The 16129-nt window shown below is 37.8% G+C and carries 11 protein-coding genes and 5 tRNA genes; 8 read left to right on the top strand and 8 right to left on the bottom strand.

Going from position 1 to position 16129, the window contains the following annotated elements; all coding sequences use genetic code 11:
- The first annotated feature begins 314 nt into the window (after positions 1–314).
- The gene (locus AB2N10_RS07655) at positions 315–1469 is read left to right on the top strand and encodes a hypothetical protein (RefSeq protein ID WP_354624299.1); all 1155 of its coding nucleotides are present in this window, start codon (positions 315–317) and stop codon (positions 1467–1469) included.
- Between the two features lie 116 nt (positions 1470–1585).
- On the opposite strand, the gene AB2N10_RS07660 is transcribed toward AB2N10_RS07655, so the two are convergent.
- Positions 1586–2770: a DUF711 family protein gene (locus tag AB2N10_RS07660; protein ID WP_354624298.1), complete on the bottom strand. Its 1185-nt coding sequence runs from the start codon at positions 2768–2770 to the stop codon at positions 1586–1588.
- A 380-nt stretch (positions 2771–3150) separates the two neighbouring features.
- Here AB2N10_RS07660 and AB2N10_RS07665 point away from each other — a divergent pair, with 380 nt between their 5' ends.
- The 5 genes from AB2N10_RS07665 to AB2N10_RS07685 all read left to right on the top strand — a co-directional run bounded on the left by AB2N10_RS07665 (position 3151) and on the right by AB2N10_RS07685 (position 8562).
- Positions 3151–3510, top strand: a complete 360-nt coding sequence (locus AB2N10_RS07665; protein ID WP_369434591.1) for a substrate-binding domain-containing protein — start codon at positions 3151–3153, stop codon at positions 3508–3510.
- A gap of 53 nt (positions 3511–3563) precedes the next feature.
- The gene (locus AB2N10_RS07670; RefSeq protein WP_369434658.1) at positions 3564–4127 is read left to right on the top strand and encodes a substrate-binding domain-containing protein; all 564 of its coding nucleotides are present in this window, start codon (positions 3564–3566) and stop codon (positions 4125–4127) included.
- A gap of 67 nt (positions 4128–4194) precedes the next feature.
- Positions 4195–5706, top strand: a complete 1512-nt coding sequence (gene mglA / locus AB2N10_RS07675; RefSeq protein WP_369434592.1) for a galactose/methyl galactoside ABC transporter ATP-binding protein MglA — start codon at positions 4195–4197, stop codon at positions 5704–5706.
- A 25-nt stretch (positions 5707–5731) separates the two neighbouring features.
- Positions 5732–6742 (top strand): galactose/methyl galactoside ABC transporter permease MglC, encoded by a 1011-nt coding sequence (mglC, locus tag AB2N10_RS07680; RefSeq protein WP_354624295.1) that lies wholly within the window; start codon positions 5732–5734, stop codon positions 6740–6742.
- An 80-nt stretch (positions 6743–6822) separates the two neighbouring features.
- Positions 6823–8562: a methyl-accepting chemotaxis protein gene (locus tag AB2N10_RS07685; protein ID WP_354624294.1), complete on the top strand. Its 1740-nt coding sequence runs from the start codon at positions 6823–6825 to the stop codon at positions 8560–8562.
- 147 nt (positions 8563–8709) lie between these two features.
- Here the strand turns inward: AB2N10_RS07685 and AB2N10_RS07690 are convergent, their stop codons facing one another.
- Together AB2N10_RS07690 and AB2N10_RS07695 are read right to left on the bottom strand one after the other, a co-directional pair.
- Positions 8710–8874 carry a hypothetical protein gene (locus tag AB2N10_RS07690; protein ID WP_369434593.1) on the bottom strand — a complete coding sequence of 55 codons (165 nt, stop codon included), beginning with the start codon at positions 8872–8874 and terminating at the stop codon, positions 8710–8712.
- Positions 8861–11818 carry a beta-galactosidase gene (locus AB2N10_RS07695; RefSeq protein ID WP_369434594.1) on the bottom strand — a complete coding sequence of 986 codons (2958 nt, stop codon included), beginning with the start codon at positions 11816–11818 and terminating at the stop codon, positions 8861–8863. The genes AB2N10_RS07690 and AB2N10_RS07695 overlap by 14 nt, the downstream gene beginning before the upstream one ends.
- Positions 11819–12198: 380 nt before the next feature.
- On the opposite strand from AB2N10_RS07695, the gene AB2N10_RS07700 reads away from it, so the two are divergent.
- Entirely contained in the window at positions 12199–13200 is a 1002-nt protein-coding gene (locus AB2N10_RS07700; protein ID WP_369434595.1) for a substrate-binding domain-containing protein, read from the top strand.
- A gap of 464 nt (positions 13201–13664) precedes the next feature.
- Here the strand turns inward: AB2N10_RS07700 and AB2N10_RS07705 are convergent.
- The 5 genes from AB2N10_RS07705 to AB2N10_RS07725 all read right to left on the bottom strand — a co-directional run bounded on the left by AB2N10_RS07705 (position 13665) and on the right by AB2N10_RS07725 (position 14264).
- Positions 13665–13740: transfer RNA gene (locus tag AB2N10_RS07705), tRNA-Val, on the bottom strand.
- 55 nt (positions 13741–13795) lie between these two features.
- Positions 13796–13871, bottom strand: a tRNA-Val gene (locus AB2N10_RS07710).
- Positions 13872–13926: 55 nt separating this feature from the next.
- Positions 13927–14002, bottom strand: a tRNA-Val gene (locus AB2N10_RS07715).
- Between the two features lie 55 nt (positions 14003–14057).
- Positions 14058–14133: transfer RNA gene (locus tag AB2N10_RS07720), tRNA-Val, on the bottom strand.
- 55 nt (positions 14134–14188) lie between these two features.
- Positions 14189–14264: transfer RNA gene (locus AB2N10_RS07725), tRNA-Val, on the bottom strand.
- Between the two features lie 345 nt (positions 14265–14609).
- Here AB2N10_RS07725 and gltX point away from each other — a divergent pair.
- Positions 14610–16022: a glutamate--tRNA ligase gene (gene gltX, locus AB2N10_RS07730; RefSeq protein WP_369434596.1), complete on the top strand. Its 1413-nt coding sequence runs from the start codon at positions 14610–14612 to the stop codon at positions 16020–16022.
- Positions 16023–16129: the final 107 nt, after the last annotated feature.

Here is a 16129-nt window from a genome sequence, read left to right on the forward strand (position 1 = left end):
GACTAATAATAACAGGATGCTACATGCCTAAGAATCAGTAATTATTTAAAAAACAGTGACTTTTTATGACTATTAAATGACTCTGCAACTCTTTCTGTTTGATTTTTATATATTCAAAAACAAAACCAATAACAGATACAAGCGATTAAATAACGTTGCCATCACTTTCGTTACGACCAATGCTTTATCTTTATCAGGAAACTACGTATATTCTTTATTTTAAAGCAAGGTTAAGGTCGGCTCGTAAATAATGATTGTAACCCTTTAAATTTTAAGAGCTTATATTTAACACTAGATAAAGGTTTACTTTTATTATGAGTATTGAAACAAATGGACTTTCTTCATTAAAAATCATTCCTGTCGTGAGTAAGGAAGATTTAGACCTATTTATTCGCGTTCCAACGACTATTTTTAGAAATGATCCTACATGGGTAGCGCCATTAATGGTTGAAAGGAGAATGCATCTATCTCCCAAACATAACCCCTATTTCCAACACGCTCAATGGCAAGCATGGGTTGCCCTACGCGATGGAAACCCCGTCGGTCGAATTAGTGCACAGATAGATACTCTTCATATTGAACGTTACAATGATGCAACAGGTTTCTTTGGACTACTTGATGCTGAAGATAATTTAGAAACATTCCAAACATTAATCAAGACGGCTGAACAATGGCTAGCAGATAAAGGTATTATTCGTGTCAGAGGCCCCTTTAATTTATCTATTAATGAAGAGATGGGATTACTCATTAAAGGTTTTGAGACCTCCCCTGTCTTTATGATGAGTCATGCGCTTCCCTATTATGCTAAGCAAATCGAAGCAAGTGGTTATGGCAAAGTAAAAGATACCATCGCCTATATGATAGCGCCAAATTTCGATGCCCCTCCGGTCATGAAAAAAATAATGGAAAAAACGGCTCTACGGGTTAAGGTAAGACCAATTAACAAGAAGAAATATGATCAAGAAATAAAGCTCTTACGCGATATTTTTAACGATTCATGGGCCGATAACTGGGGATTTGTTCCCTTTACTGAAGCTGAATTTGAAGAGCTTGGGAAAAATTTACGTTTTCTAATTGCAGCAGAATTTATACAAATTGCAGAAATTGATGGCAAGGCTATCGCATTTATTGTGGCCATGCCAAATATCAACGAAGCGATTAAAGGCCTTAATGGTAAATTATTGCCTTTTGGTTGGCTTAAATTATTGTGGCGCTTAAAAGTCAGTAAATTAACCAGCGCACGAGTCCCTTTGATGGGAGTGAGAAGTGAATATCAAAATACCCGCCTAGGTGCAGGCATTGCGTTCTTAATTATTGATGCGGTACGACAACAGCTACACAACAATGGCGCAAAGGATATCGAATTATCATGGATTTTAGAGGATAATTCGGGAATGCGTAACATTATTGAATCCATTGGTGGAAAAGACTATAAACACTACCGCATCTATGAACGCATCTTAAATTAAATCATTTTTATCACAGATTATCGCCAACCAAAGGGCTATATATTAGCCCTTTTTAATTCCCTGCTAACATACAGATAATACCGCACAATTACACAAATCATCGCTTTCAAACTGAGTTAATTGACCCGCTTGCAAGTCGGAACAGGAAATAAACGCACGGTTAGCGGTTTATTTAAACGAAATGCCAACGTCCCCGTATCCCGCATTAAAGCGCTGATTTTATCAATGCTCGTGTCACCTGGGATAGGCACAGTGTCTAAGCCAATACCACAGACAGCACTATTGGTTAACAGTGTTCGAATATCGTAATCCGCATCAATCGAGCCCTGCGCTAACCCCTCATCTTCGGTCACTGCCAGCATTAATCCTGAAAACCCCACTAATGGCATCCCTTTAATGGATTTAAACACGCGGGTTAATAGTGAAGATGCCTCGACCGTCCCTGCTGCACCAAAATAATCGACACCTAACTGCTTGTAGATCTCCACCATGCTAGTGCAGTTTTTACTGGGTGCTGCTGAACTATCTAAGCCAGCAAAAACAAAATCAGAGGAATGAGTAGCCATAAAATCATCATTTATTTTCTTAATAAGATCAACGTGATATTGAAGAGCTTCACGCATTAATCGATAATAATTTTTAAAACGGTGTTGATGATCGAGAAATATATTTACTTCATTAAATTCATGTAAAACATGCATTAATAGATCTGGAGTTTCAAGCCCTAATACATAGAGATTACCAAGCTTCTTTTGATGAAAACTAGCAGGAAAATAAGGGATAAGAGGCTTACAGTTAAAATTAACCGTAAAATTGAAATTCCCCTCGCCTCGCAAAGTCATTCGACTAATATTAATAACCGTTTTCGCAGCCTGTTCTATCAACACATTATCCAGCACATCTTGATCATCCATTGAAATATTAACGCAAGCATTACATAAATCGCCATAGCATTGGATTAATTCAGGTAATAATGCAATTTCATGGGGCGTTGTTGCTTCACCAATTGCAAATCGTATACGTAATGGCGATGCATTGGCGCTATTTAATATTTCCGAAATATAAGCAAGATCGACTTTGGCGCTATCAATATTATTGGTATTTAAATACTCACCGAATGGGTTCGTCACAATACGCATTGACTGTACTTGATAACCATTATTGACGAATTGAGCACTTAGAGAAAGACAAAAATCAACGGCTCGCTTAATTACTAAGGGCCACGCCGAGCGATCGCTATCTAGTACTAAAAAGCTAGTGATGGTTCTTATTTTACATAACGATTTTGATTTATAGTCCATATATGTACTCTGCCTTTAATAATAAAAAGTAACAGCCAATTACTCTGTAAGTTTCATGACCTACATAAACTAAGGCTTACATTACAATTAGATAAGTCAAATGAATTCAAGATTTCACAGCTACGTCCTTAAGCATAATATATCTAATGGATTACTCAACGTTTAATTATTCAACGCAAATTCAGCTCCCATATACTTTATTTACTTCTTCTTTTTATAAAATGATAAAAATCTATGTAAACGTTTACATTTTGCTGAGTTGATCACAAATATTTAACAGTTCTTGATGTATTCTTCTTAGCAATGGCAAGGTTATATAACAACATATCTGACCATTTATGCATGATACATATTAACTATTGACTGAAAGGGAAATATCGATGAAAAAATTGACTATGTTAGCAACATTATGTGCTGGTATCGCGTTTGGTAATTCAGCTATAGCAGAAACAAAATTAGGTTTTACTGTATACAAATATGATGACAATTTCATGGCGGTAGTTCGCCAAGCAATTGAAACAGAAGCCGCTCAATATCCCGAAATTAACTTACTGATGAATGATTCACAAAATAGCCAATCAATGCAAAATGATCAAATTGATGTTTTACTCGCTCGTGGTGTTAAGGCCCTCGCTATCAACTTAGTTGACCCAGCGGCCGCACCAGTTGTTATTAAAAAAGCACAAGAAGAAGATATTCCCGTTGTATTTTACAATAAAGAGCCCTCCGCTAAAGATTAGCATCATACGACAAAGCTTACTTTGTCGGCACTGTTTCCAAAGATGCAGGTATTATTCAAGCAGAATTAATTGCTAAACAGTGGGCCGCAAATCCACAATGGGACCTAAATGGTGATGGTGTGATTCAATATGTATTATTAAAAGGCGAACCTGGTCACCCAGATGCAGAAGCGCGCTCAAGCTATGTTGTTAGCACCTTAAATGATAGGGGCTACAAAACAGAGGAATTGCATTTAGACACCGCAATGTGGGATACCGCTATGGCAAAAGACAAAATGGATGCTTGGGTATCTGGTCCTAACGGTGAAAAAATTGAAGTAGTTATCGCCAACAATGATGGCATGGCGATGGGTGCAGTAGAATCACTGAAAGCTAATGGTAAAACAAAATTACCTGTATTTGGTGTTGATGCATTAACCGAAGCCCTAGCAATGGTTAAATCAGGACAAATGGCTGGCACAGTGTTAAATGATGCAGAAAACCAAGCTAAAGCAACTTTTGACTTAACGCGCAATTTAGCAGAGGGTCGCCCTGCTGCTGAAGGTACGCAATGGAAGTTAGTTGATCGCGTGGTACGTGTTCCTTATGTCGGTGTAGATAAAAGCAACCTTAAATAAGGTTGCTTAAATGGAATGGGGAAGTGAAATAAGCTTCCCCAATTTTAACTGCAACGGAAATATAATTATGACTACACGATTAGAAAATGAATTTCTATTAGAAATGACAGGGATCAGTAAAGAGTTTCCTGGTGTAAAAGCACTGGACAATGTCAATTTAAAAGTTCGTCCACATTCAATTCATGCTTTGATGGGTGAAAATGGCGCAGGTAAATCTACATTATTAAAGTGCCTTTTTGGCATTTACCAACAAGACGAAGGTAAGATTGTTTTCCTCGGAAAAGAGGTTAATTTTGAATCGTCAAAAGAAGCGCTAGAGTCTGGCGTATCTATGGTGCATCAAGAGCTTAATCAGGTATTACAACGCACTGTAATGGATAATATTTGGCTTGGCAGATACCCGGTAAAAGGCTTTTTTGTCGACCATGACAAAATGTATACCGATACCAAAGCCATTTTTGAAGAGTTAGACATTGATATAGATCCAAAAGTAAAAGTTGCCACTTTATCAGTATCACAAATGCAAATGCTAGAAATTGCCAAGGCATTCTCTTACAACGCAAAAATAGTCATTATGGATGAACCGACCTCTTCGCTAAGTGAAAAAGAAGTTAGTCATCTTTTCAAAATAATTAATAAGTTAAAAGATAAAGGCTGCGGTATCGTCTATATCTCTCATAAAATGGAAGAGATCTTTACCATTTGCGATGAAATTACCATTCTCCGCGATGGGGTATGGATAGAAACCCGTCCTTTAAAAGGACTTGACATGGATAAGATCATCAACATGATGGTTGGCCGTGATCTAACACACCGTTTTCCAGAAAAAAACAATGTGGTTAAAGAAGTTATTCTCGAAGTTAAAAATTTAACAGCAGCAAATCAACCTTCAATTAAAGATATTAGCTTCGATCTACACAAAGGTGAAATATTAGGTATTGCCGGATTGGTTGGCGCAAAGCGAACCGATATTGTTGAGACCTTGTTTGGCATCCGAGAGCGCAGAACGGGTGAAATTATTCTTCATGGTAAGCATCTTGCCATACATGATGCACATGATGCTATTAATAGTGGTCTTGCATTGGTCACAGAGGAACGCCGCGCAACGGGTATCTACAGTAATTTAGACATCACTTTTAACTCTCTCGTTGCCAATGTGAGTCAATATAAAAGTAAATCTGGCCTGCTTAGTAATAAGAAAATGAAAAGTGATACCCAGTGGGTTATTGACTCTATGAGTGTAAAAACCCCTTCCCATCAAACCAATATAGGCTCACTTTCCGGAGGCAATCAACAAAAAGTTATTATAGGTCGATGGCTGTTAACGAATCCAGAAATTTTAATGCTAGATGAACCAACGCGAGGTATCGATGTTGGGGCTAAATTTGAAATTTATCAACTAATGCTCAATTTAGCGAATAAAGATAAAGGTATCATCATGATTTCATCGGAGATGCCAGAATTGCTTGGTACAACGGATCGTATATTAGTTATGAGTAATGGTCGCGTGGCAGGCATTGTTAATACAAAAGAGACTACTCAGAATGAAATTTTAGAGCTAGCTGCTCTGTACTTATAATAAATTAAGGAATTAAGGAATTAACATGGACACTCTGAAAAAACTTATGCTAACTCGCTACCTTAAAGAAGGTGGTATTTATGTTGTACTATTCATACTATTAGCTATTATCGTGATTCAAGAACCCTCTTTTCTAAGCTTGCGAAATTTAAGTAATATCCTTACACAATCATCGGTCCGTATTATTATTGCACTAGGTGTTGCCGGATTAATTGTCACACAAGGTACGGACCTTTCTGCTGGTCGTCAGGTTGGTTTAGCCGCAGTATTGTCAGCTACTCTATTGCAGGCACTGGACAACGTTAACAGGGTATTCCCAGACCTTGGGGAGATACCTCTAGTCGTGGTTATTCTTGTGGTTTGTGCTGTAGGGGCAATCATTGGTTTAATAAACGGTATTATTGTTGCCTATTTAAAAGTAACCCCTTTTATTGCGACCTTAGGTACCATGATTATTGTTTATGGTATCAACTCTCTTTATTTCGATACAGTTGGCGCATCTCCAATAGCAGGCTTTGATACAGGCTTCTCAGAGTTTGCACAGGGCTATATCAAGCTAGGGGGATTTAAACTATCCTATTTAACCTTCTATGCTGCAATCTCGATTGGGATTGTCTGGGTTATCTGGAACAAAACAGTATTTGGTAAAAATATTTTTGCAATCGGTGGTAATCCAGAAGCAGCAAAAGTATCTGGTGTAAACGTGCCCATTACTCTACTTAAAATTTACACTCTATCCGGTATATTTTATGCCTTTGGCGGAATGTTAGAAGCAGGTCGTATTGGCAGTGCAACCAATAACCTTGGCTTTATGTATGAGCTTGATGCGATTGCTGCCTGTGTTGTAGGAGGCGTATCATTCGCGGGTGGAGTAGGAAGTGTACTCGGTGTTGTGACCGGTGTATTAATTTTCACAGTCATAAATTATGGGATGACCTATATTGGTGTAAGTCCATACTGGCAGTACATCATTAAAGGTAGTATTATTATTTTTGCGGTAGCGCTAGATTCGATGAAATACGCAAACAAAAAATAACGATACAACAGATGTAATTTCATATGAAAGACAAAACGGGAAACCGCTTTGTCTTTTTTAACTTTACAAGGATGTTTATAATGAATATATCTTTCAAAGGCAAAATATTTACACTTTTCGGATTTATCGTCGTTTTAGCAATCGTCACCTCGTACCTCAGTGCAAACCATTATATTAGCCATTACATTTACGATACCAGTGTTAAAAATACAACGAGTCAACTTGCCTTAGTTAATGACAAATTAAGCAATGATATTGCCAATAAAATATTACTAGCTAAAAATATTGATACTGGCTCAGCTAGCCTTGAAGTATTACAAAAAGAGTCTGGATTCTTTCGTATCAATAAAATTATTCAGGGCATCATTTTTACGGATCACGGCACTGAAAACGATCCAAGCATTAAAGAAAAAACATTGAAAATACTCACTGATGCAGGAGAAAATATTACCGTTAGTGATATTATTAGTGAAAATGATAAACCAATTATGACCGTGACTATTCCCGGAAAAAATGGCCGTGGGAATATCTTTTTTGTCGATCTAACCGATATTAAAACGTTATTAGAAAATTCAGTGACCCAAGGTAGCTATATTGAATTAACAGATGCGGCTAACAATATCCTATTTAGTAATAAAATTGATGGCGACTTGATCAAGGTACAGCATGAAATTCTTGTCGGTAACAATTCATGGAATCTAACAGGTTATATTGACAAGTCATACATAGAACATCAGACCAACGCGCTAAATGGCTCGATTACATTAGCATTATTCATAGCAGGCATTGTCTTGATTGCCTTAAGTGTTATTCTCGTGCGCATTGCCTATTTACCAATTGTACATTTACGTGAAGTAGTCATTGATCTTGCCAGTGGCGAAGCTGATTTAACCAAACGTTTACAAGTAGATAGCAATGATGACCTCGGCCTTATCGCCTCGGGTATTAATAAATTCACTGAAAATTTGCAAGGGCTGATGCTCGATGTAGCAAAAACAACAGAGAATTTAGGTGATCGAGTGACACAAATATCAGATAAAGCAGCCCTCAATCATGACTTAATGGATGCTCATGCTAAGGAAACCGAACAAGCCGTCAGTGCCATTACGGAGATGAGTGCGACGGCTGATTCAGTGGCAGAAAGTGCACTAACCGCATCGCAATTAACTGAAGATTCATCTCAACAAGCTGAACTATGCAAGGGGCTAGTACGAAACTCAGTGACCAGCATCGAAGCATTAATCAACGATGTTGAAGATATGTCTACATCTATTTTTACGCTTAATAACGATATTACCAATATAGGTAAAGTGTTAAGTGTGATTGGTGGTATTGCTGAACAAACTAACTTACTGGCATTAAATGCCGCGATAGAAGCAGCACGAGCCGGAGAGCAAGGCAGAGGTTTTGCTGTTGTCGCCGATGAAGTTCGCTCGCTTGCTAGTCGTACACAGGACTCTACCAAAGAGATTAATGCTATGCTCTTAAAACTCCAATCAGGTACCTCTTCTGTTGTTAGCGCAATGGAAAATACTAAACAAGGTTGCCAAGCCTCAGCAAAGGCAACAGAAAAGAGCACACATTCATTGAATACAATGACAGACTCTATTGCAGAAATAAGTTCTCTTAACACACAAATAGCTGCCGCAGCTGAGCAACAAAGTGTCACCACTAATGAAATATCCCGCAATATGACGATGATTCAAACGATGATAGGTGAGCTAGAAGCAAATGGAACCGAGACATTAAATAGTGTGACAGAAATTGAGAAAAGCAAATCACAACTCATTGAAGTGGTGAAACATTTTAAATTATGTTAACAATTTAAAAGTAATTTAAACAATCAAAAAAGACAAAGCTTTTGCTTTGTCTTTTTATTTTTATCGGCGCAAAACAGATAATACCAAGTAATTCCAATGCTACTAATTTGTAATCCTATCTGTTTCACTAAGGATGGGCAATATGGCTTAAAACTTATCAGTGTTAAAAGTCAGTGCTATTTGGTAATGGTAATGTTCTCTATCCAACAAAAATTCCTTATGAACACTTGGACTCCATGAGTCATCTCCACCTACTCCCATATGAAATGCATCTAAATTAACATAAAGTCTCCCTTCATCAATCGAGTTCATTGGAGTGTTTCGCCTGTGCAAGGTTTTTTTGACTATAACGACTCACACCAAAATGAAACTGCCCAACTACTTCTAAGGTGCCAATCTGTAACTCTTTAACATCACAACGTAAACCGTTTTCCGATGGAAAAATATACGGGGTATGCATTTCATCAACAGATCGGCAATAACGCCCAATATGTGCAGAAGAAAGCCGATCTGGATAATTTTCATGGGGGCCGCGACCGAACCAATGCACATTATCATCATTATTTTGCAGCACTAAAGTCATTCCAATTCGAGCTAATGCAGGTAAAGATTTCGCTACATTGACATCGACATTAATAAGCACCAGACCATTAATATCGATGCTATATTGCCATCTAGTAGTAATTAGCAACTTATCATTAGAGTAATACTCAAATTCAATATTAACCAATATATGATGTGCCATTTTTACTGTTTCAAAATAACGACATTTACGCTGTAAACCAGATAAACCGGCCCCCTCCCAACGCGTCACCCAAGCATTGGGATCAACACAATCCGCTTGACTAGTACCGATATCATTATCTAATGGAGCACGATAAAAATTATCTAATGGCCCCAATAGCATCTGTTCTTTAGCTTGCACCAACCAATGACTAATAACACCTCTGTTTTTATCGATAGTAATAGCAAAATTAGCACCACTTATTTTAATGCTATCCTCTGTTTCTAATACATCGGGAGCCCTATTCGCCGATATCGCAGGGGGGGCTAATTGCATTATAGAATCTAGTTTAATTTGATCAGTGGCCACAACAAACCCCTGCGATGCCCATGGTTTATCTTTATTTAATACAATTTCTAAATTGAGAAAATAATCACACCCAACCTTCTGTGTAGGGTAGATTTCCAGTAACGTTAATATTTGCTTACTTTTAGCTGCTATCTCTAAAGCAAAATTGCCCGATGCTACTTCATTACCATCTTCTGTTATGGTCCAATGTAACGCCTCATTGACCGTTTCAATAAATAGATTTTCATTATGAATCTCAATTTGTAATGATTGGCCTGGCACTTTCTTAAACTGGTAAAATTGCTGTGCTTTTTTTGCTTCAACTAGGGTTGGATGAAAACTACAATCAGGAAAAAGCAAACCATTAATACAAAATTGTCGGTCATTAATGTGATCACCAAAATCACCACCATAGCCCCAAAAATGTTGTCCATTGAAATCAGTCATTGTCAAACCTTGGTCAACCCAGTCCCATATAAATCCACCTTGTAAACGAGGATATTCACGAAAGGCTCGCCAATATTTATCAAAGCATCCAAGACTATTTCCCATCGCATGGGCATATTCACATAAAATCAATGGGCGCTGTTCATTAGGCATAGATAACCATTTTTTTATCGATAATTTTGGCACAACGTCTGCATCATTAGCTAGGGTTATATCTTCGTCCACTCTAGCATACATAGGGGTAATAATATCAGTAGCGGCAGTGTTCGCCCCCCCGCCTTCATACTGAACAACTCGTGTTGGATCTTTACGTTTAGTCCATTGATACATGGCATGGTGATTATAGCCAATACCAGATTCATTACCTAAAGACCATATAATAATGGACGGATGATTCTTATCACGTTCAACCATTCGCGTCATGCGGCGCATGTACGCGGTTAACCAACTACTATCATTAGATAGGCGTGACATGGGAGCTTGTCCATGGGTTTCAATATTCGCCTCATCAACAACATACAATCCATATTGATCACATAAATCATACCAACGTGGATGATTGGGATAATGAGCAGTACGTACCGCATTAAAATTATTTTGTTTGAGTAATTTTATATCTATAAGCATGTCTTCAATAGAAATTGCATGGCCTTTTTCTGGATGATGTTCATGACGGTTAACACCGCGAATAAGAATAGCTTCACCATTTACCTTAAGTAATCCATCACTAATTTCCACAGCACGAAAACCAACTTGGTAAGCTTCACTTTCAATAATTTTATTATCTACATCAAGTAAAGACACCACGACTCGATACAAATATGGAGATTCTGCGCTCCATTTCTGTACCGATGGTACGGTAATGTTATGTTCTGCGCTATCTAACGCTACGCCATTTTCATCAATAACTCTTTCACCGAAAGGCGCCAAAATGGCCTCTGTAACAGCACCTAATTGAGCATCAAACAATTGAACTTGTACTCGATGCGCAGTACTACGCTCACTTAAGCAGGTCTTAACATATAATGAACCGTGATTATAACAAGCATCCAAACTAGTGCGGACAGTCACATCATTAATACAAATAGGTGCTTTACTTAGCAAGGATACATCCCGAAAAATACCGCTTAACCACCACATATCTTGATCTTCAAGGTATGAGCCATCTGACCAACGCATGACCATCACGGTAATTTGATTTTTGCCTAACACTAGTTGTTTACTGAGATCAAACTCCGCAGGTAAACGACTATCTTGAGAATAACCAATCCAAATCCCATTACACCAAAGATGAAATGCTGAGTTAACACCATCAAAGATAATACGCTGCTGACGCCCCTGCCAATTCACTGGCAAATCAAAATAACAACGATAAATTCCCGTTGGATTATCCTTTGGAACAAAAGGAGGATTATCGACAAAGGGATATTTTACATTTGTGTAAATAGGTTTATCGTAACCTTGTAACTGCCAATTACTCGGCACAGTAATCTCAGGCCAATCACTGTCATCAAAATCCACTTCAACGGAATTAGCCGGCACAACCTCTGGTTGTGAAAATAAATTAAAACGCCATTGACCATTTAATGAAGACATAAATTCAGAAGATTCATTATGAATCGCTGATTTTAATGAATGATATGAATACAAAGGAGCATGCGCTTCTATTACATTAAAATAAGTGATGTGTTGATTTTCCCAATCTCTGGCTTGAATAATTTCTGAAAATTTTCTCATTTTAGTCCTTGCGTTTGATAGCACTAAATAGTAATGTAAACGTTTACATGATAGTGTATTCTTATTTGCGTTTTAGAAACTAGAGATAGCTAGCATTTTATAACTTCAGTAACGTATAATTCATTTTATTATAAAAAATATAAGCAATAATTATAGTATCACTTAACGTCATTATTTATAGATTGAACACTGGCATAAAGTATAACCCATTGTTTAATATATAAATTAAAGTTGTAAACAAACTATACGTTCGTAATCTGATTGCTATGTTTACAGATGATCCAACACAAACATGTGTTACAATTCGTTACAATCTCAGGTTTAGCATCATATTTACTACAAGCAAGATAATGTAATTCGAATATTTAAAGAGAATAAAAATGGCAACGATCAAAGATGTAGCTAGGGAAGCTGGCGTATCTATTGCAACTGTATCAAGAGTGATCAATCAATCACCTCAAGCAGGTAAAGCATCAATCGCTTCTGTACAAGCCGCAATGAAAAAATTGCACTATCGTCCCAATGCAAATGCGCGCGCATTAGTCAGTAAAAACACCAATACTATTGGCGTCTTGGTAAGCGATGTTTCTGATCCGTTTTTTGGTTCATTACTAAAAGGTGTTGATCAAGTTGCCCGTCAAAATAATATGCACTTATTAATAGGGAATGGCTACCATAATCCTCAAACGGAAAGAGAGGCCATTGATATTTTGATTAACAGTAGAAGTAAATCATTAATTATTCACTCAAAAGGGCTAAGTGATCAAGAATTGATCGATTTTGCAACCGAAGTACCTGGCATGGTATTGATCAACCGTTTTATTCCAGAACTCGCTGACCGTTGTATTGCCTTTGATAATTATAATGCCGCTTATATGGCAACCGAGTATCTAATCAAACATGGTCATAAAGAAATTGCTTATATTAATTCAGATCACAAGATAAGTGATGCCAATGATCGCAAAGCAGGTTACCTTAAAGCGCTACAAGATAACCACCTATCTTGTTCTGATGACTATACCCTAGATGCACATCTTAGTGACACCGGTGGATATACAGCAATGACAGAACTATTAGCGAAAAACCTACCTATTACAGCTGTACTCGCATATAACGACTATATGGCAGCAGGTGCATTAATGGCATTAAATGAACATAATATTGCCGTTCCTGAAAAAATATCACTAATCGGTTTTGATAATGGGCTAATCGCCCGTTATATACATCCACAATTAACCACCATCAACTACCCTATTAAACTAATGGGTATCCAGGCAACGGAACTATCACTTAAATTAGCAAAAAATCAGAAATTCGAATCGGCAAGCAATATGTTTGCACCAACACTAGTACAACGATTATCTGTAGCTAATAAAAATTAGAGAATACCACCCCCTCTCCATAATATTGTGTTGAGGAAAAATGATGGAAAGCAAGGCGCGTGATTGTGTATTATACCAATCGGATTGGCTATGTGATCTAAATTTTGCGCAGGAAAAATGGCTTAATTCAAGGCGTAATTTGACGTAAATGGTTATTCCCTTTGCGAAAATTACAACGCAGCAGTAAGTTGTTTTAACCAGTAAAATAAATCAGCTATTTATCGGAATTGCTATTACTCCGATTAGTATTAGAGGACTATTCTATTGCAATTGAAGCAGCACTACTGTCTATTATTTTAACCAACAAGATAGAGCAGATATTTATGCGGATTGGCATTATTAAATCATTAGTTTGATCTAAGCCAATTAGATTCTCAAGACATTGTATCTTAAAAATTAGCAGTTCAGTAATTAGAGGGGTTATCTGAAATGTATTGTAGAAATATGCTAGGGTCAATTAAAGATGGTGGGCGATACTGGGCTTGAACCAGTGACCCCCGCCTTGTAAGGGCGGTGCTCTCCCAACTGAGCTAATCGCCCATCTTTAATTACTAGTTAATTGTTCATTTTACTTCTGAATCAAGAAGCTTAAAGATGGTGGGCGATACTGGGCTTGAACCAGTGACCCCCGCCTTGTAAGGGCGGTGCTCTCCCAACTGAGCTAATCGCCCATCTTTAATTACTAATTAATTATTCATTTTACTTCTGAATTAGGAAGTTTAAAGATGGTGGGCGATACTGGGCTTGAACCAGTGACCCCCGCCTTGTAAGGGCGGTGCTCTCCCAACTGAGCTAATCGCCCATCTTTAATTACTAATTAATTATTCATTTTACTTCTGAATTAGGAAGTCTAAAGATGGTGGGCGATACTGGGCTTGAACCAGTGACCCCCGCCTTGTAAGGGCGGTGCTCTCCCAACTGAGCTAATCGCCCATCTTTAATTACTAATTAATTATTCATTTTACTTCTGAATCAAGAAGTTTAAAGATGGTGGGCGATACTGGGCTTGAACCAGTGACCCCCGCCTTGTAAGGGCGGTGCTCTCCCAACTGAGCTAATCGCCCATCTTTAAATATTAACAAGGTTACTTTTAAATTAAAAACAACACATTGTTTGTGGGGCGTATTATAGGGATCGCCTTTTTTCAGTCAAGCCTTTTTATCATAAAAACTTCCTTTTATGTCCAACTGCTCAAAGGTCGAACAAAGTCAGCTCAAATAATGTATTAAGTGCGTCTGCCTCCATCATATTTCAATATGCAAACTCAATCAGCAAAACGTACTGAGCTAACATCTGACAAAGCATCTTGCGATATATGAATGAATTAATATAAATAGTTAATGTAATTACATTGGTATTGGTTAAAATACGCTTTTTACTGTTAATACTTATTTCTTAAGGAACACTTTATGACCGTTAAAACACGCTTTGCCCCAAGTCCTACTGGATTTTTACATGTTGGAGGTGCTCGTACAGCACTTTATTCTTGGTTACACGCAAAAAGCCAAGGTGGAAAGTTTGTTTTACGTATTGAAGATACGGACATTGAACGCTCTTCACAGGAAGCCGTTGATGCCATTTTAGAAGGTATGAGCTGGCTTGGGTTAAATTGGGATGAAGGCCCCTACTACCAAACAAAACGGTTTGAACGCTATACAGAGATAATCAATAAAATGTTAGCCGAAGGTACAGCATATAAATGTTATTGCACAAAAGAACGTGTTAATGCTTTACGTGAAGCCCAAGAAAAGGCGGGCGAAGCTGCTCGTTACGATGGAAAATGTCGTGACATAGAAGTTACCGACACCGATCAGCCTTATGTCGTTCGTTTTAAAAATCCTAAGGAAGGTAGTGTAAAATTTGCTGATCATGTACGTGGCAATATTGAATTTTCCAATAAGGAATTAGACGATTTAATTATCCAAAGAACAGATGGCACACCGACTTATAACTTCTGTGTGGTAGTCGATGATTGGGATATGGGCATTACCGATGTTGTACGTGGTGAAGACCATATTAATAATACACCTCGTCAAATCAACATATTAAATGCTTTAAAAGCACCATTACCAGAGTATGCGCATGTCTCTATGATATTAGGTGACGATGGAGCAAAACTTTCAAAACGTCATGGTGCAGTCTCTGTCATGCAATATCGCGATGAAGGGTATCTTCCGGAAGCGTTAAAAAATTATTTAGTACGATTAGGTTGGTCACATGGCGACCAAGAAATTTTCTCAGAACAAGAGATGCTGGACCTATTTTCCTTAGATGCGATCAATAAAGCCCCTTCGGCTTTTAATACCGACAAACTTATCTGGTTAAATCAACACTATATTAAAACATTAGCGCCTGAATATATTGCAGAACATTTACAATGGCACATGAATCAGCAAAATATAGACATAACTAACGGCCCGGCACTGACGGAAATCGTCACCGCTTTATCCGAGCGAGCGAAAACATTAGTGGACTTGGCTGCTTCAAGTCGTTATTTCTTTGAAGAGTACGAAGAGTTTGAAGCAAAAGCTGCTAAAAACCATCTTCGCCCAGTTGCTAAAGAGGCGTTGACTTTAGTACAACAAAAACTAGAAGAAAATGATGATTGGACTGACAATACACTACATCAACTTATTCAAGAAACTGCGGATCAGTTAGAAGTTGGCATGGGTAAGGTGGGTATGCCTCTTCGGGTTGCCATTACAGGTGGAGGTCAATCGCCTTCTTTAGATGTTACTTTGCGTTTAATCGGTAAACAACGATCGATTGCTCGTATCACTCGCGCGCTTGAATTTATAGCGGCACGTGAAGCTACCCAATAAAAATTCACACTAAATTAGAAATTTTTATTGACACTTTTAAACGAGATGCATATTATGCATCTCGTTTGTTATACCTAGACATTTCAAACAGTTACTCAAGTAAAAGT

It is taken from the genome of Psychromonas sp. MME1 (assembly GCF_041080865.1).
Classification (GTDB): Bacteria; Pseudomonadota; Gammaproteobacteria; order Enterobacterales; family Psychromonadaceae; genus Psychromonas.